Here is a 22,405-nt window from a genome sequence, read left to right on the forward strand (position 1 = left end):
CCTTCCCGTCTTTCATTCGAACCTCCGCCCCCGTGCGTTCGCAGCGGACCGAGTAGGCAAGCGAGCTTATGGCATGGGTCAAGATCTCATCCGCCACTCCTGATCACAAGAGCGCAGTTGGCTCATAGTGCCTTTCGCTCGTCAGATATTCGTGAAGCTGGGTGGGCGGCATCGCGTTCCAGCGGTGGCCAAGCGCGACGGCGAAGGCTGCGGGGCCGGCCAGATAGAGCCGTATTTGTCGTGCACCGAGCCGCGCGACCGCCGCATCTACCGTCTGCTTGACTAGCGAAGCACTCGCCTGCGCCGCTCTCCCCGAGGCTATCGCCTCTGGTAAATGAAGGCCTAGCACCGAGTCCGCCGCAATTCCCGCTGAGGCCTCAAGGTCGGCAGACGGGTCGCGCAGTACCCCGACCGTGACGATGAGAGCGTCGCCTTCCAATCGAGAGGGCTGATGGATACGCCACGGTGGAGCAGGCTCGCCAGTCGTAGGGCGATCGTCAGTCGACCAGCTGCCAGCGCGTGTCTGGATTTCGAGCTCGAAACCATGAGCGGACCGTAACGACCAGCCGACCGCTAACGCTGTGCTGAGCCGGTAGGAACCACTCAACGCGACTCTCGACATAGTATGTGCGCGCAGCCATCGCGCCGTGCGGTCAAGCGGACCAAGCAGCTGCTCGGCCCAGATGTCCGGGGGCGGGAAGCCGGCATCGCCGCCCGAGAACTGGCTCGCGTCCAATTCCAGCGCGGTCTCATCGGCTTCGTTGCGATCGGATCGGATGTGGAGCGCACAAGTTTGCCCGAGTGGAAGCGGCTTGCCCAACGTCTGCTCCATCGCTCTTCTTAGGTCTGAACGGCCTAGCGGGGTGCCAAGTGAACGGCGTGCGAGGGAGGATAGCACCTCGAACGCATCGGCAACTTTGCGGGACGGTGCTTCCAGTGCCGGGAAGGCCTGGTCGAGCGCGGCGCCGAAGGTGGCGAGCGCAGTGGCGGCGTCGGGCAGGCTGCGCTCACTCACTTCGACCGCGGACGCTACGAATTCACCGAGTTCCAGGCCATAAGTTTCGACAAGACTATCGCGTAGTGCCGCATCGCTCGCCGCCATGATGTCCGCGAAAGGCGCATAGAAGGGCCGTGCCCGGCGTACGCGAAGCGGGTCCCGAGCGAGCCAAGCGAGTGTTGGCGGCAACCGCGGCGTGACCAACGCGTGGATGCGCGTCGCGTTGGGAAACCGCTCTTCGAAGCCGTGGAAGGTCTTGAGTACGTCGCGGACCTCGCCTGGCGAAAGCGCGCCGACCTTAGCCTGATAGCGTTCGAGCAGACGATGGCGGGGAGACTGGGGTGCGAAGAAGCGGGCTTCCAGATCTTCAAGTCCTTCGAAGATTATTTCCTCGAAGGCCGGGTTGGCGAGCCATGCGGGTAACCGCGCGAGGCCGTCCCAAAGCTGATAGTCGAAACCGCCTTGGGCAATCACGCCCCCCATGCCGCGGGCATCGGTCAGGGCCGGCGCGGGAGGTTTATCAGACAACATCCATCTCCAGTTTGGCCTCGAACTCATTGCCCTGCGGATCAAACACCCAGCTGGCCGCCGAAAGTGTGCCGCCGTCAAGCCGAACGATCATTAGCACCGCGAAGCTGCCGGCGAAGCGGGCATCACCCACCAGCGCCCGCATCGTCGCGAGGTCTGTGCCGCTTGGATACACCGCGAAGCTCGGATGGCTGTGCCATTCGCCAATGTAATTGTAGCGTGTGTAGTGATGCTTGGTGCGATCGAAAAAGTGCATCGCATCGCGTGCGGCCTGCAGCAGATCGACCATAAAGCGCGCGAAGCTCCCGCGACGCGCCTGGATGGTGAGCTCGGTCACGTCGAAGTCGGACGGCGCAAGCTGCTCACCGAACAGCTGTCCGCCGATCTCGCGCTTGCCGGCCTTCTCCAGCGCCGCGACGAGCCTGGCGGTCTGATCAACCGGCAGCCTTAGCCGCATCGAGCCATTCCTTGAATAAATCGAGTGCGAAGGCCCGGGCCTCGGCATCCTCTCCGCTGGTGCCCGGACACCGTTCGCCGACGCTCAGCCGGATCGTGTGACCATGGCCGTCGAACAGCCAGTGCCTGCTGTAACCGAGAAGGAGCCAAGCGGAGTCCGACGGAGCGGGCGCTCCGTCGACTATGTCTAGGATGACGCGCGCCGCATGCCCGGCGGTCATGGTGACTGCGGCATCGTCCGCAACGATCGGCGCACCGTCGCCGGCGAGCATCTCGTAGCGCCGGGGACCGGGCTCTGGCGGGGCCACGCCTTGCTCATCACACCAGGCAAGAAAGGTCGCCCGCCCATCGACGAACGGCGGATCTCGATCGGGCAGCGCCGTCGCCACAAGCGCGCCAAGCCCGCCCTCGAAGACCTCGACCGACACGAACGGGCGCTCGTTCGCGTCGGCAAGAGCACCGAGGAAGAGCGCAGTTGCCGGATCGCCGGTGGCGTCGACGATGACACTGCAGTCGGCAACGGCCTCGACCTGCCAAGCGTGTGATTTGGCCGAACGCTGCCAGTTGAGATTGTTGTCGACCACGCGGATGTCGGCGCCGGGCGCGATGGCAAGAAGGCGGCGCTTGAGGCCATTGACTTTGCGGAACCCTACGTCGCGCCACTCGAGCGCGTGCCGCTCGAGATTGTCGGGGAGGAGTACGTCGCCGTCGATTAGCGTCAGGAGGCCGATGCCGGATCGGACCAGAGATTCGGCGAGCTTGGAACCGATGGAACCCGCGCCAACGATCGCGACGCGCTTGCACTCAGCCGCTGTCGATCTCGCGGACCGCGCACCGCTCTCGTCCGGAAGCACAAGAACCCGGCGACGGTGTGTGGCGCCATCCGCCATCAGGTGGAACCCGGCAATGTCCGCCTCGCCCGTGAAGAGAATGATGGCAGCGTTCGTTTCGAGGGCCAAGTTGGCCATGTCCGACTGCAGGTCGGCAGCTGCCACCAACGCGGCCCGATCTGGCACGCCTGCAGGCGCAGACCGGGTAGAGACAAATACCGGAATATCAAAGCGCCAGTTGTGGATGTCTGCGCTTGGCGGCCTACGAAGCAAGAGCCGGTCCTCGGCGTCATGGACGAGAATCGGCCAGACTTCGTCAGCCGCCATCCAGCGCAGTCCCACCAAGTCCAAGGCGATTCGCGCTTCGATCCGCCCGGCGCACCGTTGGCCGATCAGGACGGGATTGAGGCCCCAGTCATAGGCCTGGACCTGTCCAATCCGATGATCCGAAGGCGCGCGTTCGCCGCCTTCGCCCAGCGGGTCCTCGGTCACGAGCAAATTGTGTGCGCTACGTAGCACATCGGCCCCGGTCGCTTCTGCCGTCCAATTGTCCGGTCGCAGCTCAAGGCAGAGCACGCCCTTGCCATATTGATGAGTGGACCAGCGCGCCTCATCCTGCGGCTCGACCCAGGGTGGGACCTGCGGAAACTGGTCAGGATAGATCAGCCGGACCGGATAGCGCCGTGCCGTGGGCCGAGATGATGGCTTCGGCAGCGAACCGCGCGTCGTCGAACTTCCATCGGGTGAACTCCAGCCAGTCCTCGTCGCGCGCCAGCGCTTCGACCACCGCGCGCTCGGCAGCGAGCCGGGCAGAGTCGGTGAGCCACCAGAACCTCAAGCGAAGCCGCGCGGCTTGGTAGGAGGCGCAGCCATCGCATTGGGGAAGGTGTATCCGGCGGCCACCGGTACCGCTGCGGCGAACCCGCCATAGGTCGAGGCCTTGGCCGGCGTCGCAGTGGCCTTGAAGCGATCGCCGAACACCCGGCGCCATTGCCGTGTTGCTTCCTCGATATCGTCGGCGTCCTGCGCCCGGCGGGCGATGCCAGCATAGACGCGAACCTTCTCGATGAATTCAGTCCACTGGGCGACCGACACCTTTCCCAAGATGTCGTTCGAGCCATCCGCGGGGTCGGCGATGAATGGCTTTTGGCCGATCGAGGCATGATAGCCATAGGCGTCGTAGATATTCTCAAGCAGTTGAGCGAATGCCTCGCCGTAATGCGTCTCGCCGGTGGGCGCGTGCAGCCCGACAAGCACTTCGAGGACGAAACCCTTGGGGCGCCGACCGGTTAGCGGGTTGATTCGACGCCACCATTTGAACAGCTTCACGAGCGGCTTGAACCGGCCACCGAACCGCGTGTTCTGCGCCGAACTCCAGCTGGTGTGGACCGGGGGATTGGTAAACTTCCAAGTGCCCGTGTCGCGGTCGGGGATCATGTAGCCGTTCCATGTCGATGCGACCGGAACGATGTCCATCTCCGCCTGCCAGGTCTCGACCCGCACAGAGCGTTTATTGATTCGCTCGACCTCATAGCCGTCGCCGCCGTCTTCGAGGGCCTTACAGACCTCCTTCAGCACCGTGTCGGGATGGTCGTCGGTCGAAAAGTTCGTCACGATGATGATGTCGACATCGGGCCGCTCCTGACCATTCGACGTCGAGCGCGGGCGGATGGCAGAGTCGCGGGCATAGCTTCCTGAAAGGAAGCTGGTCACATATCGGTCCTTGAACTTCGCCTGCGTGCGCAGATGGTCGCGGATGCCGGTATGTCCGCCGGACGCCCGCGTTTTGGTTGTCGTGCTCGGCTCTATATCCTGCAGCAGTTCGATGAATCGTGTATTCGGAACGGGCATGGATCCCCCCAAGGTGTTCCCTATTCGTTTCAATATGGGAGTGCTCCTTCGGTCGCGCAAGATGCACGGTTCAAACTTGGTGGAAAGCTGTGGTGCACAATGGGGTAGAAGTTGCGGCTCAAGATTCTGATTTGCGGCATCGCCCGACGGAGCAGTCGCGCATCGTCGAAATTAGGTCAGCTGAACGATTGGCGCGAAAAACATAAAATGCTCCACAGTCCGCAATCATGATCATTCGTCATTGCCCGCTGCCATCGGCAGGTTTGCTGCGAACGTATTAAGAGTGGAGTGGGCTTTGCCCTGATCGAGCCAGTTGGGCGTCGAAGGTCGATGCACAAGGCTCTCAGTCAGGAGTGTGTCCCATGATCAAGTCGATCCCGCTGAACAAACTCGTCCAGTCTCCCCGCAATGTCCGTCGTCACAGCGATCCGGCGGCAGATGCCGAACTCAAAGCCAGCATTGCAGCGCATGGATTGCTGCAGAACCTGATCGTCCGCCCCGCTGCCAAGGGCAAATTCGAGGTCGAAGCTGGGGAGCGTCGTCGCCGCGCGATGCTTGCGCTCGCAGACGAAAAGATCTTCGCCCGCGATCATGAAGTCATGTGCTTGGTCGTCGACGACAGCGCCGAAGCCGCCGTCGAGACCAGCCTCGCCGAGAATTTCCACCGCCTCGCCATGAACCCAGCCGATGAAGCCCAAGCTTTTGCCGCGCTTGTCGCATGCGGCGCGACCGTCGAAGACGTTGCGCGCCGTTTCGGCCTGACGGTCCGCTTCGTCGAGGGCCGTCTGCGCCTCGCGACGCTTGCGCCCGTCGTGTTCGAGGCACTGGCGTCCGGGGAAATCACCCTCGACATTGCCAAGGCCTTTGGTGCGACTTCCGACCAGGAAATCCAGGCTTGCGTTTTTGAGCAGGTCTCCTCGGCCTACTACGCGCCCAATCCCGACAGCGTTAGGCGCATGGTCCTCTCCGGGACTGTCCGAGGCAGCGATCCGCGAGCACGGCTTATCGGCCGCGATGCCTACGTCGCTGCCGGCGGCCGGATCGAGCGCGAACTGTTCGATGACGACGACAGCGAATCCTGGGTCGATGTTGCGCTGCTCGAAGCCCTTGCCGCGGCAAAGATGGAAGAGCAGGCCAAAGCCCTCGCCGCCGAGCAGGGTCTTGCCTGGGTCAAGCCGACGCTCGATCCCTATGCCAGCCACGATCTGGTCGAAGGGCTAGTCCGGCTTCCGACCGAACCGGCGCCATTGACCGACGCAGAATTGGCGAGGCTCGACGAACTCGATGCCTCCTATGACGAGCACGCGGCGATCCTTGAAGACGAGGACAGTGCCGAGGATGCCGTGGCTGCAGCCGAAACGGCTATCGAGGCCATCGAACGCGAATGCCAGGAAATCCGTGCCCGACCGCCGGTTATCGCGCCGGAGCTCAAGGCCGAGGCGGGAATGGTGCTGGTGCTCTCCCGCGATGGCACGCCGGTTCTCCAGCCGGTGTTCTACGGCGAGCGTCAGGCTGAACCCGCCGAAGCCGACGACGGGATCGAAGTCGTTGCAGGCGAAGAAGGTTCGGACAGGCGCCGGACCACCTTGTCGAAACGTCTGATCGACGAACTCGCGATGCAGCGCCGCGATGTTCTCGCACTTCACGTTGCATCTGATCCCGGGCTGGCGCTCGACATCATGGTCTTCACCCTCGCCGATGCCGATACCCACGACTGGCGGGCACGCCCTTCGACCACGCTGCGCGCGCCTGTTCCAGCAGGCCCGATCATCGGCTTCGAAGCCAAGGATGCGTCGGCGAGCAGCGCGCTTGCTGAGTTCAGATCCGGCCTCGACGAAAGCTGGCGTGCGGGCACCGATGCGACTGCCCGCTTTGACCTGTTTCGCGCGCTGCCTGATGACTGCCGCGCTGCCTGGCTGGGCTATGTCGTAGCCCGGTCGCTCGAGGCAAGCCTCAACATGACGGGCGAGCGTCAGCTGCCGTTCCAGGATCACCTTGGCAGCCTGATCGGCATCGACATGGCGCAGTGGTGGCGGCCGACCGCGGCCAACTACTTCGACCGCGTGTCGAAGCAGGTGATCCTCAATGCGCTGACAGATGTCGGCGGTCTCGAGCTCTCCTCGCGCTTCGCCTCGGTCAAGAAGGGTGACCTCGCGATGAGCGCCGAGCGCGTCTTTGCGGGCACCTACATCACCGAGGTCGAGGTTCGCGAAAAGGCCCTAGCCTGGGTGCCCGAGGTCATGCGCTTCGCTTGCCCTGCGGCGGATGCTGGCGAAGCAGAGATCGACCCCGCTGGAGCGGAGCAGGGCGGTGACGACGAAGATGAGTCCCCCCGCGAGCTGGCCGCCTGACCTCCTCCTGACAGGCACAGCCACTCGCACCTCGTGAAGCGGTCCTTCGGCTTATGCCGGAGGGCCGCTTCCTTTTTGGAAAGAGAGCGGAGGGGGCGCGGGAACCTGTGGCACTGACCGGCGAACCTGTCGCCAGCTGTCCGGATGCCTCAATCAGGAGAACTATCATGGCCTATCGCAAGGGGCAGGGCGGCGGCCTGTCGCCCGCCACACGTATCACCCAGGAAATCATCGCCCGTCTGGAAGCGGGCACGAAGCCGTGGATCAAGCCGTGGCGCGGTGTCCCGGTCTCCCGGCCCTTACGGGCCTGTGGGATCCCGTACCGCGGCATGAACGTGTTCTGGCTCTGGATGGTCGCCGATATGTGCGGCTACGCATCGCCGTTCTGGATGACCTACAACCAGGCAAAATCGCTCGGAGCCCAGGTCCGCAAGGGCGAGAAGTCGACCATCGCGATCTTCTACAAGAGCTACACCAAGGAGGTCGAAGCCCCCGATACCGGCGAAAAGACCGATGAAGCCCGCAGGGTGCTGAAGGCCTATCCAGTCTTCAACGCCGATCAGGTCGACGGTCTGCCCGAGCGCTTCCGTCCGGCTGCAACGCTTGAGCTCGTCGAGCCTGAAGGACGCGAGGCCGAGCTCGACGCCTTCTTCGCCGCCATACCTGTCAATCTGCGCCACCAGGGCTGCGAGGCTTATTACGAACCGACTGCGGATCGTGTCACGATGCCGCCGACGAGCCTGTTTTCCGGCTTCGACCACTATTATGCCACGCTCGCCCATGAGGTATGTAACATCGCAAGTGTCCTCATTTCGAGGACAGTCGATGGCCTCCTCACTTTGGTTGCGCGGCACCATCGCAGGGCCTGCCTTGCGATGTCAGGACGGGAGTCCTGATCATGCGTAACTCCGAACGCACCGATATCTACACGCGCGTCACCAACGAGATCGTCGCAGCCATCGAGGCTGGCGCGGGCGAGTGGCGCATGCCCTGGCACCATGACGGTTCGGCCATCACGCGGCCGATCAACGCCGTGTCACGCAAGGCCTATAGAGGGGCCAACATCCTGTCTTTGTGGATTGCCGCTCAGGCCAACGGGTATACCTCGGGGCTCTGGGCAAGCTACCGGCAGTGGCAGTCGCTGGGTGCGCAAGTCCGCAAAGGTGAGCACGCAACTACGATCGTCTTCTGGAAGATTAGCCAGCGCGGCGAACAGACAGACGATCAGGACGATTCAGGCGGCCATGTTCGCATGTTCGCGCGCGGATACAGCGTGTTCAACGAGGCCCAGGTGGAGGGCTACGTTGCGCCCGCGATTGCCGTCCTCTCTGAGGAAGAACGCGTCGCCCGTGCCGAGGAGTTCTTCGCCAACCTCGGCATCGCGACCATCCACGGCGGCAACGAAGCCTATTATTTGCCGTCGAAGGACCGGATCCATATGCCACCGTTTTCCCAGTTCAAGGATCAAGCCGCCTACTATGGCACGCTTTTCCACGAAGGACTCCACGCGACAGGAGCGCCCCATCGGTGCGACCGCGACTTGAGCGGGCGGTTCGGCTCTGACCGATACGCCATGGAGGAGGTTACGGCCGAGCTCGGGACCGCCCAACTGCTCGCCGAACTTGGCATCGCCCATCATCCCAGACCCGACCATGCCGCGTATATTGCCTCGTGGCTTAAGGTGCTCAAGGCCGATGCACGCGCCATATTCACTGTCGCAAGCAAGGCGCAGGCAGGCGTGGACTGGATGCATGGACAGCAACCGGATTTAGCTCAGGCAGCCTGACCGATCAGACGATTGTCTGCGCATGCAGCGCTTGCCATTTCCACGCTTGCAGGGCAGAGCGACGGGCATTCGCAAGGACCCGGTGAGATTCCGGGTGGCTATCCCGGCCGCCGATCCGCCGGGCAACCGGCACATGGATAGCGAACGCCAGTCCCCATGAGCGGGCGCTGGGCCCGTGTGCTGCGTTTGATCCAGGTCACATGAGAACCATGCTTTCCCGTTTCCGGTCCGAATGGTCCGTCAATGCCGTCGAAGCGCGACACGACATCCTTGCCGGTATCGTCGTCGCACTTGCCCTCATCCCCGAGGCAATCGGCTTTTCCATCATTGCCGGGGTTGACCCCCGGGTCGGGCTCTACGCTTCCGTCGCGATCGCCATCATCATCTCGTTGCTGGGAGGGCGATCAGCCATGATCTCGGCAGCAACCGCGGCGGTGGCCGTCGTGGTCATTCCGCTGGTACGCGACCACGGGGTTGAGTATCTGTTCGCCGCCACGATCCTGATGGGGATTATACAGATCATTGCAGGAGTGCTTCGGCTTGACCTCCTGATGCAGTTTGTGTCGCGTTCGGTCATTACCGGCTTCGTCAACGCGCTGGCGATCCTGATATTCATGGCCCAGCTACCTCAGCTGACCGACGTCACTTGGCACACTTACGCAATGGTTGGCGCAGGACTTGCCATCATTTACCTCTTCCCTCGCGTTACTAATGCGGTTCCGTCTCCGCTCGTGGCGATCGTTGTTCTCGCCGTTGCCAGCATCAGCCTTGACCTCCCCGTTCGCACCGTCGGCGACATGGGACAATTGCCTGAAGGCCTCCCTTCTTTTGCGCTGCCCAACATTCCGCTTACGCTCGACACCCTGCGGATCATTGCACCCTATTCGTTCACTATGGCTGCGGTCGGCCTGCTCGAGTCGATGCTTACCGCACAGATCGTCGACGACATGACCCACACTGACAGCAACAAGCAGCGTGAGTGCGTTGGTCAGGGCAGCGCCAACATCGCTGCCGCGCTGGTCGGCGGCATGGGCGGTTGCGCAATGATCGGCCAGTCGGTGATCAACGTGACCTCGGGCGGGCGCAAGCGCTTGTCGACCTTCGTCGCAGGCGCATTCCTGCTGTTCCTACTGGTGGCGCTTGGACCCGTTGTCGGGCAGATCCCGATGCCCGCGCTTGTCGCCGTCATGATCATGGTGTCGATTGGCACATTCAGTTGGAACTCGATCCCCAACCTGAGACGTCATCCGCCGACGTCGTCGGTGGTCATGCTGGTAACCGTTGCTGTCGTCGTGCTGACCCACGATCTTGCGCAGGGTGTGCTGGCAGGTGTTTTGCTCTCGGGCATCTTTTTTACGGGCAAAGTCCGGAGCATGTTCGCGGTTAGGCGGATCATGGCCGATGACGGCGCGACTGTGGTCTATCAGGTTCGCGGCGAGATTTTCTTTGCTTCGGTAGACCGCTTTGTCCGCTCGTTCGAGGACGAGCAGGGGCGGTCGGTTACAATCGACGTAACACGCGCGCACTTCTGGGACAGGTCGTGTAAAAACGCGTTGGCAGACGAACGGCGCTGATTTTGGATTGGCGCGGAAGGTTTCCGTCCACCCTCAGGTCTGGATTGCGGCGATCATCGCCGGGACACCGAGGATGGCGACCAGCCTTTTGAAGTTATAGGCCAGGATGTGGAGACTGGCTTCCGTTCTGACGTGTTTTAGCGTCTTCATTTGGAAGTGGGTCGAGCCCATCCAGGATTTCAGCGTGCCGAACGGATGCTCGACCGTCTGTCGGCGGATTCGCATCGCATCTGGCCTAAGATCGAGGCGACGCTCCATTGCCTCTACGACTGCCTCATGCTCCCATCGTCTGACCCGCCGTTCCTTGCCGGTCGTGCATTGGTCATGGAGCGCGCAACTCTGGCAGTTCGAGCTCCAGTAGCTATGCATCGTCAACCCGTCCTCGACCGAGGTGTAACGATAGATCAGATCTTCGCCGGCGGGGCATCGATAAACGTTTTCCTGCTCCAGGTAGACGAAGTCCGGTTTGCCGAAGCGGCCTTGTGCCTTTGACCCCGAGGTAAGCGGTCTGGGCACGAAGGCGGTGACGCCCATGCCCTCGCAGGTCCGGATATCCTCACCCTTGAAGTAACCCTTGTCGGCAATGGCATCCAGAGCCTTCACGCCCATCGCATCCTTGGCTTTCGCCGCCATGGATGAGAGCTGTCCGCGATCATACCCAGTGTTCAAGAGCTCGTGCGCGACAATGAGGTGGTGCTCGGCATCGACGGCCGCTTGGAGATTGTAGCCGACGATGCTTGTGCCGCGGCCCGCGCTCGCCATGGCACGCGCGTCCGGATCGGTCAGCGACACCTGCTGGTCCGGTGCATTCCGGACTTCCTCTTCACGCGTTGCTAGGTCCCGCATCTGTGCACGCAACCGAGCGATCTTCTCCGTCAGTCGCTTTGCCTTCGGCTCGGCAATGTCGCTTTCTTCGCGGTCGGCACGATCAAGCGCGTCGAGATACCGGTCGATATTGTCCTGCACCTGCTTCATCCGCGAGGCGACTTTCGCTGCGGTGTAATTCTTGTCGCGGTTGTTAACCGCCTTCATCTTGCTGCCGTCGATCGCGACAACCGCGCGCGTAAACAGGCCCAATCGCCGGCACAGAACGATGAACTGGCTGCACACAGACTGGATCGCAGCGCTGTTTGCCTGGCGGAAGTTGGCGATCGTCTTGAAGTCGGGCGCCAATCGCCCCGTCAGCCACATCAACTCAATATTCCGCTGGGCTTCACGCTCGAGCCGCCGGCTCGACTGGACTCGGTTCAGATAGCCGTAGAGGTAAATCTTGAGCATCGTTGCAGGATGATAGGCGGGACGGCCCGTCTCAGCCGGCGTCATTCCGGCGAACTCCAGCGCCTTCAAATCGAGCGCATCAATGAAGGCCTCGATCGCCCGAACCGGGTTGTCTTCCGACACGTAATCATCGAGCGATGCTGGCAGCAAATAGTCCTGCCGACGGTCTTCCCCTTGGACGAAACGAGCCATTCCAAAGCCTCCCGAAACGCGAGAGAACCATAGCATATTTTAGCGTTTTTACACAGCCTCGGGACATCTCCGGCGTCGGCGCTATGGACAAGATCATAGGGCGGCTACGCCGTTCTGGCTCCTGCGTTGATGTCATCGGATACAATGAAGCCAGCGCCGATCTCGTTGACCGTTTCGCAATGCACGACAAAACCGGCTTCGAGCTAGGAGCTGTTCCACACTGAACCAAGTGTGCCCTTCTGCGCGGATGGTTGGGCATGACCCCCATCCGTCCGCGCCAGTAAAGCGGCCAGTCGGCTTTCAGCTGCTCGGGCTCGATAGAGCAGCGTCAGGTTTTCGCTGGCCAGTGCCCGTCTTTCATCTCCATGTCGCCGCGCCTCGGCCCTAAGCCGAGACAACTCGTGCTCCAATTCCTCGAACCGTATCGCCAGGTCGCGGGCGGGTATCGGCCCGCCTGCGGCGGCTTCGATTTCATCGAGGATGTCGCGGTGGGTCGCGTAGAGTGGGTTGCGGCTGCGCCCGGCCTCGCGCGCAACCGACGCCGGCGTGATCCGTACAACTCGCCCGGCATGGTCGGCGTGGCGCCCTTCGCCGCGCACCAGCCTCGCCAGCGCCGCCCGATAACTCCTTGCTGCGGATTGCCCGCGTGGATCTGCATCAATCTTGCCCATCGTCATCTCCGATTTGCGCGAGCACCCGCTCGCATTGTCCGATCGCCTCATTGAGCACGGCCGCCGTCATGGGATTGGCCTCCGGCAACAGCGCAGCATTGCGTCTCCGGCGATCCCGCCAGTAGGCTCCGTGCTTCGCTTCGATCACCATGTTGGCGCATGAGAGGCAGACCGCCGGCGCTCGTCCGGCGTCATTCGGTTGCAGTTCGCCGCCGCAGCGGGAGGTCTCCTGCTGGAACACGCACCAGCCATAGTCGCAGGCATGGATGCGAAGATCCGTCTCCTTGAGGATGAACGCAACATAGTCTCGGCGTAACTGTTCGCCCGCGCGGCCGCGGAACCGGGCGTTTCCGGCGACGATACGTTCGCCCATCTTGCCGCCGAGCCGTTTGGCGGCGAGCAGGCGGTCGAGGGCGGCTGCGGTTTCGGCGCGGGCTTCGTGGTCGATGAGGCCATGCAGGTCGAAGTCGTTGCCGACGTAGCCCCGCGCGGTCATGGCAACGGAAGCATGCTTGAAGTGCTCGGCCAGGCCCAGAAGCTGGGTACGGTCGCGCCTGGCAATAAACCGGGCAAAGGTCTTGCGGAACTGGTGCGTGCTGAACCTCCAGGGTTTCCCATCATGATCGGGGATGCCGACATGCCGCGCAAAGTCATTGATGCGCCAGGCGATATGCATGTGCGTCACCGGCACGATTTGGCCATACTGCGTGTTCTTCACCAGGAACAGATCGTCGCGGCCCGAGGCTTCGCGCAGCGGCGCGCTCAGCTGCTCGAGCAGCTCCACCGCGCGCACGACCGGTGCCGGGGCAACCCAGCGCTCCCTACGGCCATCGAGATCGTCGACAGTCTTGAACAGCCGGGACACGACATATGCCTGATTAACGCCGGTTCCGCCGATCGGGTGATGCTCGATTGCCCCTGTTTTCATTGACAGGATTTCGCTGGGCCGCATCCCGACGAAGCCCGCGATCAAGATATAACAGGCCTCGACGAGGTGGACGGCGGCGTGCCGAACTGCATAGGCGCCATCGAGCCGCTCGCCCGATGGTCCGGCCAGCGATGCGAGCCTCAGCGCCGCTCTAACATGATCAGATGCCTGGCGCTTGCAGCGCCGCAGACCCTGCGCTCGCGCTTCGCGGCGGATCGCTTCGGCTGCGACGATCGTATCGCCATGCTCCTCGACCCACCGCAGGGCTTCGCTCAGGATTGCAACGGCCACGTCTTCGGGGATGAACGGTATGACGCCCTGGGTCGCCCTGGTGTGGCCGGCGGCTTCATAAGTCGTTTCCAGCGGCAGCGGATCGACCAGTGGCGCATCGTTCAGCTTCTCTCGCTGACGATAGAGGTCTTTGATCACGAGCAGATAGTTGGTGATTGTGGCAGTTGAGATATTGCCTTTGCCCCCGCCGGCGCGAGCAGGACGACAGCGCAACCATTTGCAGAGTTGTTCGACCGAAGCTGGATCGATCCCGGCAAAGCGCGAGTGTCCCTCGCATGCCATCCATTCCAGCAGCGCGCGCAGCAACATTGCTTTGTGATGGATCGACGCCGGAGACGAGCGTTTGCGCCCTGATGGAGGATGATAGTGCATCGACCAGAGGAAGTGCTTGGCGGCGCGGACAAGCTGAACATGATCACTGTTCCCGATGCGCGTGTGCTCCGGCATGGCCAACGCCCAACTGAACCGCTTCTGATCCGCGCGGCGACCCGCAGTGCGGATATCGAGCCGCCATTCATCGTCGCCGAACCGGCTCCACGGGGAAAGCCGCGCATCCTCCCAGGATTGCGACGACTGCGTGAGTGGGTGGGGGTGCTGGTTCATTCGACTGGCGGCAGCTGCGGCAGTGACATCCTCGAAACTGCTTCGAGCATCGCCTCGCAGAACCGGGGCAGGATATCGCGCTCGAGGATTTCCAGCTTGGGTGCATAAAGCAGCCGCCAGCGTTCGGGAGCCATGGCGGCACGCGCGTCGGTGAGCGCTGCCCGCGTCGCCAGCAGGCGAACCAGCACGTCCTCGTTGAGCGGGATCACGGCATTGGGGCAGGTGAAGCATCCGAGCCAGGCCGTACACAGCTCGCCCTTGCGCTGTCCTTCGGCAACGCCGGCAAGGGGATCGCTACAGATAAATCCGGCTGCGGTCGCGTGGCGCAGATCGGGAAGCACCTCCGTCCCGGGCGGGGATTCGACATCGCCCCGGACCATTTCCACAAACCGGGCTTGCAACCTGCCGATTGCCAGCGCTTGCGCCTTTCGGACGCGGGGCCGGTCCACATAGCGCTGTGTCGTGTCTGGAGTAGCATGGTTGGCCAGCACCTGCGTCTTCAGGATGTCATGCCCGAGCCGCTCGTGCGCTAGTGTGAGCCCCGATGCGCGCAGCGCCGCCAGCGTCAGTTTGAGCGGCTTGCCATCGTCGCCCACCAGGCCATGGCGCATCACAAACCGCCGGGTAAGTTTCGTGGCCAGATAGCCGGGGATCACACCGACTCTGCGAGACCCGTGTATTCTCCCGGTGAGGAAGAGATAATTCTGGTCGCGGCGTGGCGTATGCGGCACCAGCCTTTCGGTCATAGCCAGAACCTGATCGATCAGCACGGGCACCGAGGAGCCTTTGTCGCGCAGGAAGCTGCGGCGCTGTTCGCGTCCGGCGCGCCCCTTGCGCCAACTGACGAGAACCCGGCCTTCAAGCAGCAGATGCTCGCTCAGGCAGTCGCGCCGCATCAGCCTGAGGGCCTCGGCATTTGCAAAGGTTTGCGCGCCGATGGCGATCATATAGGCAACGATCGTATCCGGCAGCGCAAACAGCCGCCCCGCGATTTCGCCCATGCCACCGTGGCGGATCATGGCGAAGTGGAGATGCCAGAGACCCGCGCCCTTTCTCAACATGTCGCCGACTTTGGGTGGCACGCCGCCGAACCGACCGTCGATCACCGCGAGCATGACCCCGATATCGTCGAGATCGAGCTTGGCGAGGTCGGGTTCGGAGACAATGGCCTTGCGATCGACCTGAGCCAGCGCAGCGCGGCCTTCCTCGAACAGTGCCCAGGCTGTTTCGATGTCCCGATGGGCCGCCGTGAGCACGCGTTCCATTTCATCGCGGCTCAGTGCCTCACGCTGGCGCGCTTCCGCATTCTTGCGGGGGAACGGATTGAACGGGATTTCGAGTTCGGGGTGAACCAGGTCGGGCCGGTTGCGCTTGAGCCAGGCCATGTGCTGCTTGATGATCGACCAGACAGTATACCGTGACCCCTTGCTCCAGGGCCTCGTGCCGAGCCAAACGATAAACGCATTGAGACTGCCGCTATCGACGTCGTGCGTGGCTAAGATGGCGGAATCGTATTCGGCAAGGAACGCAAACCAGAACTTCAGGGTACGGAACGCTGAGCCTCTGTTGGCCGGTTGTTTGGCAGCATAGTGATGCCGGAACGCGAGCGCCCACTCGGCAGCCATCGTCTACTGATCGAAGATCGAGAAGTCGAACGCGCATTCGAGCTGGCCGTCGGCATCTACGACATTGACCAGCAATGCGCCCGGATTGCCGATCAGCGGCTTCGGCGATGGCTCGACCCGGTAGTCCTTTTGCCGACGCGGCATTACAGCAGCGCCGCATAGAGATCGTCGACCGAGGCCTCGATTGCCGAGAGGTCGGTTTCGACAACGCGCAGGTATACCGCGGTGGTTGCCAGATCGGCGTGGCCGAGCAGCACCTGCAACGCGAGCAAGGGATTGAGTTCGGGATTGGCCCGGGCTTCGCGTTGCAGGAACCGCAGCATGGCGGCGGCGAAGGTATGTCGCAGCGCATGGAACGTCGCCGTCACACCCGCTGCCTCGGCGGCAGCCGTGAACATCGCGCCAACCCTGCGCGGTTTCATGGGCTGCCCCCGACAAGTCAGGAACAGAGCCTCGGGATCGCGATCTGCCCGTTTTGTCGCCGCACGACGGACGAGGACCGCCCGCTCTTCCCGCACATAGGCACGGGTACGATCGACCAGCGGGGCCGGTGGATATATTATTCGCGACCGCCCACCCTTGGTTTCGTCGATCTGCACCGGCACCATCGGTTCACTGCCGGCCCCTTTCAGATGACGCACGGTCAGGCCCGCCACTTCCATCCGACGGATTCCCGTAGTCACTGCCCATTCAACGATCAGTCTGTCGCGTGCCGGCATTGCGGCCATGATGCGCCGGATCGCTTCCGGCGCGAGCGGGCGCGGCAACATCGGCATATGCCGCACGGTAAGCTCGTTGGCCCGGATTTGACCGCCGGTGGCATCGACATGGGCCAGGAACGCCTGCGGGCGACTGCGCGACAACGCGATTTCCTGGCTTGCGAACGGGACCTGCTTCATCAGTCCGGTCGCCACGCTCCAGCGGTAGAAACGCCCTATGGTCCTGAGCCGCCCGTTGATTGTACTGCGTGCCAGCGGTCTGCCGCTGTCGCCACGGGGCCGGAGCATCTGATCGCGATAGGCGGCCAGTTCGCCAGGACCGACCTCGTCCCAGGCCCAGCCATTGGCCTCTAGCGTCTGCCACCAGTCGTAGAGAGCTTCAGCGTAGGTTCGCCAGGTCTGCGGGCTGCGGGTCCTGCCGCGCACCAAAGCAACGTGCATCAGCCATGCGCAGGCCGGTTCGACGAGCCGCATCCGGGCGTCGAGCAGCATCGGGACATTCTCCACCGATGATCCGTCGGGCCGGAATGCAGGCGTCGAGAACAACAGCTGCGCCATACCCACTCCCAAGATTGCAACCGGACAGGAAGGGCCCTCGGGCCCTCCCTGTCCGGCAGAGAAGAGGGGGCTCGGATCATGTGTCCTGCTTGATTGGCAGAAGAGGACAGAAAGGACACGTTATGGATGGGACCTACCACGAGCTGTCGCACTGGACCGGCCATGCCAGCCGCCTGGGGCGTGATCTCAAGAACCGCTTCGGCACGGCGGCCTATGCCGCCGAAGAACTGGTAGCGGAACTATCTAGCGCCATGCTCGGCGCTGAGCTGGGCCTGCCCGTCACACATCTCGACAGCCACGCGAGCTACATCGAACATTGGCTCAAGCTTCTGAAGGATGACGATCGCGCCATCCTGACCGCTGCTGCTAAGGCTGAGGAGGCGTCGACCCTGCTGCTGAAGCTTGGCGGAAGGGTCACCCCTGACCAGATTGACGACGCGTCAGACGACGCTGCGCTCGCGGCCTGAGGGAGGATGTCATGGGCCGATCGGTCAGCTTTCCCAGCGGCGCAATCGTCGCATTCACGGTTCTCGAGGTCGAAGCTGAAGACGACTGGGAATTCGAATACGAGTGGCTGCGCGAAGACCTGCGGGAGCGAGCGGCCCAAGCCTTCCCGTCGCTGATCCCGCATGACGGCTGGCGCGGCCGGGAAGACCGGATCCTCATGCGCAATGCCTATGCGGATTTCGGCGTGTCGGTCTATGGCGGGCTGGTTGCCGTCTGGATCGTCGAACGCGATGATGGGGCCTATTGGGACGCCGATTGGCGCACAGCCCGCTCACCGCGGGCACAGCGCTGGCTGTCACAGATCGCATCCCGCTTCGATGCCGTGTTCGGTGACTACGATTGCCTCGGGCACATGTCGAACGGCGAGGGCGTCTACACCAAGCGCGCAGCTTGAACTCCGCGAGTTGGTCACGCTCAGAGCTTTGGGTTGCCATCCCTGACTGAGCTTTGCCGGCCGCTCATGGTCTGTCGCCATGCGAGAGAGGCCCTGGCCAGCCGCCAGTCTTGCGCAACCCGGCTTGGGCGGGCCCGTGTTGGCCTTCGCCCTTCAGGCTCAAGGCCTGCCCGCGCCAGCCCGCCAAGCCGGGTTCCCCCTGACGGGTGCGCAATCCTGCCTGAAGCTGGCCCTGACGGGCTCTCGCTGGCGCAGCCATGAACGGGTGCGTCGGCGTCACGTCAGTCAGGAGAATACCCCATGCACACGTCATTTGCCGACCAACTCGCCGGACTCGATCTTGCCGGTTTCTCGATCGGCCCAGCTCCCCTATCGATAAGCGATTTCCCGGTCCGGGAGGCGGTTGTCCAAACCCTCGAAGCGGTCTGGTCCGATCTTTTTGCGATGGTGTCCGGGACCGCTCTTGAAGCCGACGCCGAGGATCTTGGCTGGGCCTTCGTCAACATCTTTCACCGCTCCGCCGAACGCAAATCGACGGCCGTTGACCGGGCGACCGACGAGGTCCGCGCGCTGATTGCTACGGCCGATGGATCCGAGGTCCACACCCATGAACTTGAGACCCAGGTCGAGCGGGCGCAGTGCGCCGAAAGCGCGATGCTGGCGCTCGAAGAGATGCGCGAGGTCGCGGCAGCCCTTTACCTCAACGAGTTCGGTTCCTCCTGGAAGCCGGTCTCCAGTTCGCGCTTCAATCACAGCGTCATGCTGACCTCGGCGCTCGTCGAAGGGCGCGACTTTCTGCGCGCCCGTGCCGAGGCCAAACGCCGTGCAGCGGTGCCCGAAGGAACCCCGGTCGTCTTCGCTGGCGGACGTAGCCGTCATGCCACTGAAGACGATGCACTGACCTTCGGCAACAACGTCTGGGCAACGCTCGACAAGGTCCGCGACCGCGTGCCCGACATGGTGCTCATCCATGGCGGCGATACCAAGGGCGTCGACCGCCTGGCATCGAGCTGGGCTGAACGTCGCGGTATCCCGCAGGTCACGTTCTCGCTCGACATGCGGCTGGGCGCCCGTGCCGGCTTCAAGCGCAACGAGCGGATGCTTTCCCTCGATCCGCGCTACGTCGTCGCCTTTCCGGGCAATGGGGTCCTCGAACGTCTGGTGATCGAAGCCAAGGCTCGGCGGATCACCGTTGTCGATCGGCGCGGGCCCCTTGGGACCAATCCGAAGAGCACTTCGGCAGCCACTGACTGAGGTCATGCCAGTCCTCGCGCCAGCGCCGGGTCGGCGCTGGCGTCGTCCTTCAGAGGGAAGGCGCGCGCCTGTCAGTTTGAGCCAGCGGAGGTCGTTGGCTCCTTTCTACAGGAGGCAGTTCATGATCGATATCGAGGCTGTGATGGCCGATTTTGCCGTTCGCCAGGCCGAGCGGCAGATGCAGGTTGCTGAAGAGATTCAGCAGCTCAAGGTCGCCATTCTTCCGCGCTTGCAGGATGCCGGCATCGCCCGTGTCGAGATCCGCTTTGACGGCTGCGGCGACAGCGGTGCCGTTGAAGAATGTGCATGCCTCGATGCAGCCGGCGCGGGGATCCCGTGCCCGGATGTGACCCTCTTGGAAGGCGAAGCAGACAGCGTTGATCGTACCGGTTCCAGAGAGCCGCAATCACTCGGGCAGGCACTCGAACAGCTGACCTACCTGGCGCTCGAACGTCACCATCCTGGCTGGGAAGATCAACGACGGTGCCTGCGGCGAATTGGTGATCGATGTGGCTGAAGCGACCTTCGTGCTCGACTGCAGCCTGCGTTTCACCGCGACCGATGATCACTCGACCGAGCTCTAGGAGACCCGGCATGGCCCACTGCTACTACCACGCCCTCTCTTCGGTCCGGAAATGGGGCGGCACGGTCGATGACTATCTCCCGCTGCACCAGTGGTTCGACCAGTCCAAGGCAATCCTGGCAGACCCACGGCACCGCGCGCTGCGGCACCATGCCGAGGGGATATTCATGCTCGAAACACTCTTCGGCGAGACCCTCGTCAATGCCGATGGCCGGGTCGTTCCGGTGCGTCTGGTCGGCGAACAGCACGTCCGCGAAGACCTGGGCTCGATCCCCTCCTTTGCGGACTGGGCGCGCTTGATCACGCCGCAGGCCTGGATGCTTCGAGGCAACCCTCTGGACGGCGCTGAAGGGGTGACGATCGATATGCCTGGCCGCGGAGAAGCAGTTGCGCCCAGGAGCGTGCCACCTGCTGAAGCGGTCGGTACCGTGATCTAAGAGGGGGTTCTCCGGTGAAGGGGCGGGGTGGATGATCCAGCCAAGACCGGATGGAAACGAGGCAGGGCAAACCTGTTCACGGCATCCAGCTCCACCCGGCTTCGATGCAAACCTGTCCCTGAATCACCCCCCGTCGAGACGCGCAACCCGGATCAGGTCCGACCGAGTTGCCGGGCACGATTTTGCGCATCGCTGGTGCCGAAAACCGGTTCCCACTTTTCGGCGCGATGCTGCGTGCCCGGCTGCCCGCACCACCCGAACCAGTTCCGGGTTTCCCTTCGGTGCGCTTCGCCATGGGGCGCTTCTGCTCGGGTTTTGCAGCCGGGATGGACCCGGAATGCTCGATCAGGAGAAAGCCCATGACCAATCTCGTTATCCTCGTTGGCCGCATCGCTCGCGACCCCGAGACCCGCACCACCCAGGGCGGAACCAGCATCACATCGATCTCGGTCGTGACCGACCGTCCCGCCCGCAAGGATGGCAAGACCTACAAGGACGAAAACGGCTACACCGCCAAGGACAGCGAATTCCACCGGATCACCTGCTTCAACGGCCTCGGCCAGAACGTCGCCAAGTACTGCACCAAGGGCCAGCTCGTGACGGTCGAAGGGCGCATCCACTACACCCAGTGGGAAGATCAGAGCGGCACCAAGCGCTACGGCTGCGAGATCATCGCCGACAAGGTCGACTTCCTCACCAAGGGCCGCTCCGGCAGCAACGAAGGTGCTCCCGATATCGATGAGGACTGAATGTCCTTGCCTCACGACAAGGCCCCGGTGGCAGACGCCATCGGGGCCTTTTCTTTTGTACGCGTGCGATGCGGCGGCGCGGGGCATCGAACCCCTTGCCGCCGCTGGATGGGCTTTACGCGGGAGCAATCCGCTTCAGCGTTTCCTCGATCCCGAGCGCCATCGATGCGCGAACGATCTGGCGCAACTGTGCCGGTTCGATCGTCTCCGCGCCGCACTCGATCAGCAGCTTTCCGAGTTCGGTCGCTGCTTCTTCGCGAAGACGCGCCTCCTCGTTTTCGAGTTGGGCACGCTGTTCACGCAGCTTCCTCAGCGCATCGCGGGCAGTGGGTTTGGACCTGGCCATAGTGCTTCCTTCTTGCTGGCCGTTGGTCCCCTCCGCTCTCGATCTTGGCATTGCGGGCGCATGTAGGAAAATGGTTTGTGGGGCAGGTGTCGCGCTTCTGCGCAGGCGTTGGAGAGGTCTCTCTCGCAGAAAGACCAAGTTTGATGCGGGCTTTGGGGCTGCGTCAAGGACGACGGGGCCCCACCATTTTTACCGGGCAAGCCCGGCAAAAATCGTTGCCCCCATCGCCGCTTCGCGGCCGCTATCGCGGTCCCTGACCCAGCCCGTCACCCACATCCTTCGCAGCTCCTGATGCGACGCATCGAACATCAGGAGGAAAGATCATGTACGCTTCACTGAACATTGCCGCTGCCCGTCCTTCAGGCGATCAAGCAGCCTTCATTGCAGCCCTGGATCAGGCCCATGCGCGGTCCTTTCACAGCTACTTCACGCAGTACGTCCTGACCGATGACGACGCAGGGTATATCGCGGTCGATGGAGGCGACTACGGCGCCTTGCCCAAGGCCATGCTGGACCGGGTCATAGACACCGTGCCGGGCCGTCTCAGCGATGAATTCTGACCCGCCGGTTTGGGAGGAAGTCCATCAGGGCTTCCTCCTTTCTTTTTGCTCGCAGACCGTTGCGGCATATCCCAACCGGTACGGGAAGGCGCGGCGCCAGCGTCACTCGGCGATATCAGGACGGTCGAGATCGGTAAGCCGCTCCGGCATATCCAGGACCTTCAATGCCGCGGCCTCGATTGCCTCTGCCTGCGTCGGGAAAGCCTCGGAAGAACTGATCGACACCCCGCTCGGGTAAGTGACCGTTGCCTGAAAACCGTTGCCCTTCGGCGTCGCGCTCAATGTGACCTGGCCCATGCGGCGCTTCCTTTCCGCCCTCATCATTGCCGGCATCATA

22 protein-coding genes, 4 pseudogenes and 1 other annotated feature are annotated in these 22,405 nt (G+C 63.0%); of the genes and pseudogenes, 13 read left to right on the forward strand and 13 right to left on the reverse strand.

Going from position 1 to position 22,405, the window contains the following annotated elements:
• Nucleotides 1-103: 103 nt before the first annotated feature.
• From JD971_RS14765 to JD971_RS14785, 5 genes are all read right to left on the reverse strand, one after another.
• Nucleotides 104-1,528: an SAVED domain-containing protein gene (locus tag JD971_RS14765; protein ID WP_202084566.1), complete on the reverse strand. Its 1,425-nt coding sequence runs from the start codon at nucleotides 1,526-1,528 to the stop codon at nucleotides 104-106.
• Nucleotides 1,518-1,982, reverse strand: a complete 465-nt coding sequence (locus JD971_RS14770; RefSeq protein WP_202084567.1) for a Mov34/MPN/PAD-1 family protein — start codon at nucleotides 1,980-1,982, stop codon at nucleotides 1,518-1,520. The genes JD971_RS14765 and JD971_RS14770 overlap by 11 nt, the downstream gene beginning before the upstream one ends.
• Entirely contained in the window at nucleotides 1,960-3,303 is a 1,344-nt protein-coding gene (locus tag JD971_RS14775; RefSeq protein ID WP_202084568.1) for a ThiF family adenylyltransferase, read from the reverse strand. The genes JD971_RS14770 and JD971_RS14775 overlap by 23 nt, the downstream gene beginning before the upstream one ends.
• Nucleotides 3,304-3,463: 160 nt before the next feature.
• Complete coding sequence (locus JD971_RS14780) at nucleotides 3,464-3,649, reverse strand: hypothetical protein (RefSeq protein ID WP_202084569.1); 186 nt, start codon at nucleotides 3,647-3,649, stop codon at nucleotides 3,464-3,466.
• On the reverse strand, nucleotides 3,646-4,662 hold the full coding sequence (locus JD971_RS14785) for a nucleotidyltransferase (RefSeq protein ID WP_202084570.1): 1,017 nt from the start codon (nucleotides 4,660-4,662) through the stop codon (nucleotides 3,646-3,648). Before JD971_RS14785 ends, JD971_RS14780 begins: the two co-directional genes overlap by 4 nt.
• A gap of 362 nt (nucleotides 4,663-5,024) precedes the next feature.
• Here JD971_RS14785 and JD971_RS14790 point away from each other — a divergent pair, with 362 nt between their 5' ends.
• From JD971_RS14790 to JD971_RS14805, 4 genes and pseudogenes are all read left to right on the forward strand, one after another.
• Nucleotides 5,025-7,013 (forward strand): ParB/RepB/Spo0J family partition protein, encoded by a 1,989-nt coding sequence (locus tag JD971_RS14790; RefSeq protein ID WP_202084571.1) that lies wholly within the window; start codon nucleotides 5,025-5,027, stop codon nucleotides 7,011-7,013.
• Nucleotides 7,014-7,180: 167 nt separating this feature from the next.
• Nucleotides 7,181-7,801: pseudogene (locus tag JD971_RS14795) on the forward strand (ArdC family protein); the annotation flags it as partial.
• Nucleotides 7,802-7,911: 110 nt separating this feature from the next.
• Complete coding sequence (locus tag JD971_RS14800; RefSeq protein ID WP_202084572.1) at nucleotides 7,912-8,799, forward strand: ArdC family protein; 888 nt, start codon at nucleotides 7,912-7,914, stop codon at nucleotides 8,797-8,799.
• Nucleotides 8,800-8,871: 72 nt separating this feature from the next.
• Nucleotides 8,872-8,927: a sequence feature (sul1 is cis-regulatory element that is thought to sense ions involved in sulfur or methionine metabolism; They are found in Alphaproteobacteria), on the forward strand.
• 72 nt (nucleotides 8,928-8,999) lie between these two features.
• Nucleotides 9,000-10,355, forward strand: a pseudogene (locus JD971_RS14805) (SulP family inorganic anion transporter); the annotation flags it as partial.
• 51 nt (nucleotides 10,356-10,406) lie between these two features.
• On the opposite strand, the gene JD971_RS14810 reads toward JD971_RS14805, so the two are convergent.
• Complete coding sequence (locus tag JD971_RS14810; RefSeq protein ID WP_202084576.1) at nucleotides 10,407-11,843, reverse strand: IS1182 family transposase; 1,437 nt, start codon at nucleotides 11,841-11,843, stop codon at nucleotides 10,407-10,409.
• Nucleotides 11,844-11,905: 62 nt separating this feature from the next.
• Between JD971_RS14810 and JD971_RS16680 the strand changes: the two are divergent.
• Nucleotides 11,906-12,067, forward strand: a pseudogene (locus tag JD971_RS16680) (sodium-independent anion transporter); the annotation flags it as partial.
• Here JD971_RS16680 and JD971_RS14815 read toward each other — a convergent pair.
• From JD971_RS14815 to JD971_RS14835, 5 genes are read right to left on the reverse strand one after another with little or no spacing between them, the layout of a single operon-like run.
• Nucleotides 12,047-12,520 carry a hypothetical protein gene (locus JD971_RS14815; protein WP_202084578.1) on the reverse strand — a complete coding sequence of 158 codons (474 nt, stop codon included), beginning with the start codon at nucleotides 12,518-12,520 and terminating at the stop codon, nucleotides 12,047-12,049. The pseudogene JD971_RS16680 and the gene JD971_RS14815 overlap by 21 nt on opposite strands.
• Entirely contained in the window at nucleotides 12,501-14,336 is a 1,836-nt protein-coding gene (locus tag JD971_RS14820) for a hypothetical protein (protein ID WP_202084580.1), read from the reverse strand. Before JD971_RS14820 ends, JD971_RS14815 begins: the two co-directional genes overlap by 20 nt.
• Nucleotides 14,333-15,961 carry a site-specific integrase gene (locus JD971_RS14825; protein ID WP_202084582.1) on the reverse strand — a complete coding sequence of 543 codons (1,629 nt, stop codon included), beginning with the start codon at nucleotides 15,959-15,961 and terminating at the stop codon, nucleotides 14,333-14,335. Before JD971_RS14825 ends, JD971_RS14820 begins: the two co-directional genes overlap by 4 nt.
• 3 nt (nucleotides 15,962-15,964) lie before the next feature.
• Nucleotides 15,965-16,105, reverse strand: a complete 141-nt coding sequence (locus JD971_RS14830) for a hypothetical protein (RefSeq protein WP_202084584.1) — start codon at nucleotides 16,103-16,105, stop codon at nucleotides 15,965-15,967.
• Nucleotides 16,105-17,238: a tyrosine-type recombinase/integrase gene (locus JD971_RS14835; RefSeq protein WP_202084586.1), complete on the reverse strand. Its 1,134-nt coding sequence runs from the start codon at nucleotides 17,236-17,238 to the stop codon at nucleotides 16,105-16,107. Before JD971_RS14835 ends, JD971_RS14830 begins: the two co-directional genes overlap by 1 nt.
• Nucleotides 17,239-17,375: 137 nt before the next feature.
• On the opposite strand from JD971_RS14835, the pseudogene JD971_RS14840 reads away from it, so the two are divergent.
• The 7 genes and pseudogenes from JD971_RS14840 to JD971_RS14865 all read left to right on the forward strand — a co-directional run.
• Nucleotides 17,376-17,705 (forward strand): annotated as a pseudogene (locus JD971_RS14840) (zincin-like metallopeptidase domain-containing protein); the annotation flags it as partial.
• Between the two features lie 11 nt (nucleotides 17,706-17,716).
• The gene (locus tag JD971_RS14845; RefSeq protein ID WP_202084590.1) at nucleotides 17,717-18,139 is read left to right on the forward strand and encodes a hypothetical protein; all 423 of its coding nucleotides are present in this window, start codon (nucleotides 17,717-17,719) and stop codon (nucleotides 18,137-18,139) included.
• Nucleotides 18,140-18,439: 300 nt separating this feature from the next.
• Nucleotides 18,440-19,393 carry a DUF2493 domain-containing protein gene (locus JD971_RS14850; protein WP_202084592.1) on the forward strand — a complete coding sequence of 318 codons (954 nt, stop codon included), beginning with the start codon at nucleotides 18,440-18,442 and terminating at the stop codon, nucleotides 19,391-19,393.
• A gap of 121 nt (nucleotides 19,394-19,514) precedes the next feature.
• On the forward strand, nucleotides 19,515-19,910 hold the full coding sequence (locus JD971_RS14855; protein WP_236672125.1) for a DUF6878 family protein: 396 nt from the start codon (nucleotides 19,515-19,517) through the stop codon (nucleotides 19,908-19,910).
• Complete coding sequence (locus tag JD971_RS17235) at nucleotides 19,903-19,977, forward strand: hypothetical protein (RefSeq protein WP_371809757.1); 75 nt, start codon at nucleotides 19,903-19,905, stop codon at nucleotides 19,975-19,977. Before JD971_RS14855 ends, JD971_RS17235 begins: the two co-directional genes overlap by 8 nt.
• A 10-nt stretch (nucleotides 19,978-19,987) precedes the next feature.
• A complete protein-coding gene (locus JD971_RS14860; protein ID WP_054587173.1) occupies nucleotides 19,988-20,413 on the forward strand; it encodes a hypothetical protein in 426 nt (141 codons plus the stop codon).
• Between the two features lie 359 nt (nucleotides 20,414-20,772).
• On the forward strand, nucleotides 20,773-21,162 hold the full coding sequence (locus tag JD971_RS14865; RefSeq protein WP_007688363.1) for a single-stranded DNA-binding protein: 390 nt from the start codon (nucleotides 20,773-20,775) through the stop codon (nucleotides 21,160-21,162).
• Nucleotides 21,163-21,277: 115 nt separating this feature from the next.
• On the opposite strand, the gene JD971_RS16685 is transcribed toward JD971_RS14865, so the two are convergent.
• A complete protein-coding gene (locus JD971_RS16685) occupies nucleotides 21,278-21,508 on the reverse strand; it encodes a DUF6437 family protein (RefSeq protein ID WP_236672126.1) in 231 nt (76 codons plus the stop codon).
• Nucleotides 21,509-21,831: 323 nt separating this feature from the next.
• Between JD971_RS16685 and JD971_RS14875 the strand changes: the two genes are divergently transcribed.
• Entirely contained in the window at nucleotides 21,832-22,068 is a 237-nt protein-coding gene (locus JD971_RS14875; protein WP_202084595.1) for a hypothetical protein, read from the forward strand.
• 102 nt (nucleotides 22,069-22,170) lie between these two features.
• Here JD971_RS14875 and JD971_RS14880 read toward each other — a convergent pair whose 3' ends face one another.
• A complete protein-coding gene (locus JD971_RS14880; protein WP_202084596.1) occupies nucleotides 22,171-22,365 on the reverse strand; it encodes a hypothetical protein in 195 nt (64 codons plus the stop codon).
• Nucleotides 22,366-22,405: the final 40 nt, after the last annotated feature.

Origin of the sequence: Croceicoccus sp. YJ47 (genome assembly GCF_016745095.1) — a bacterium.
Classification (GTDB): domain Bacteria; phylum Pseudomonadota; class Alphaproteobacteria; order Sphingomonadales; family Sphingomonadaceae; genus Croceicoccus.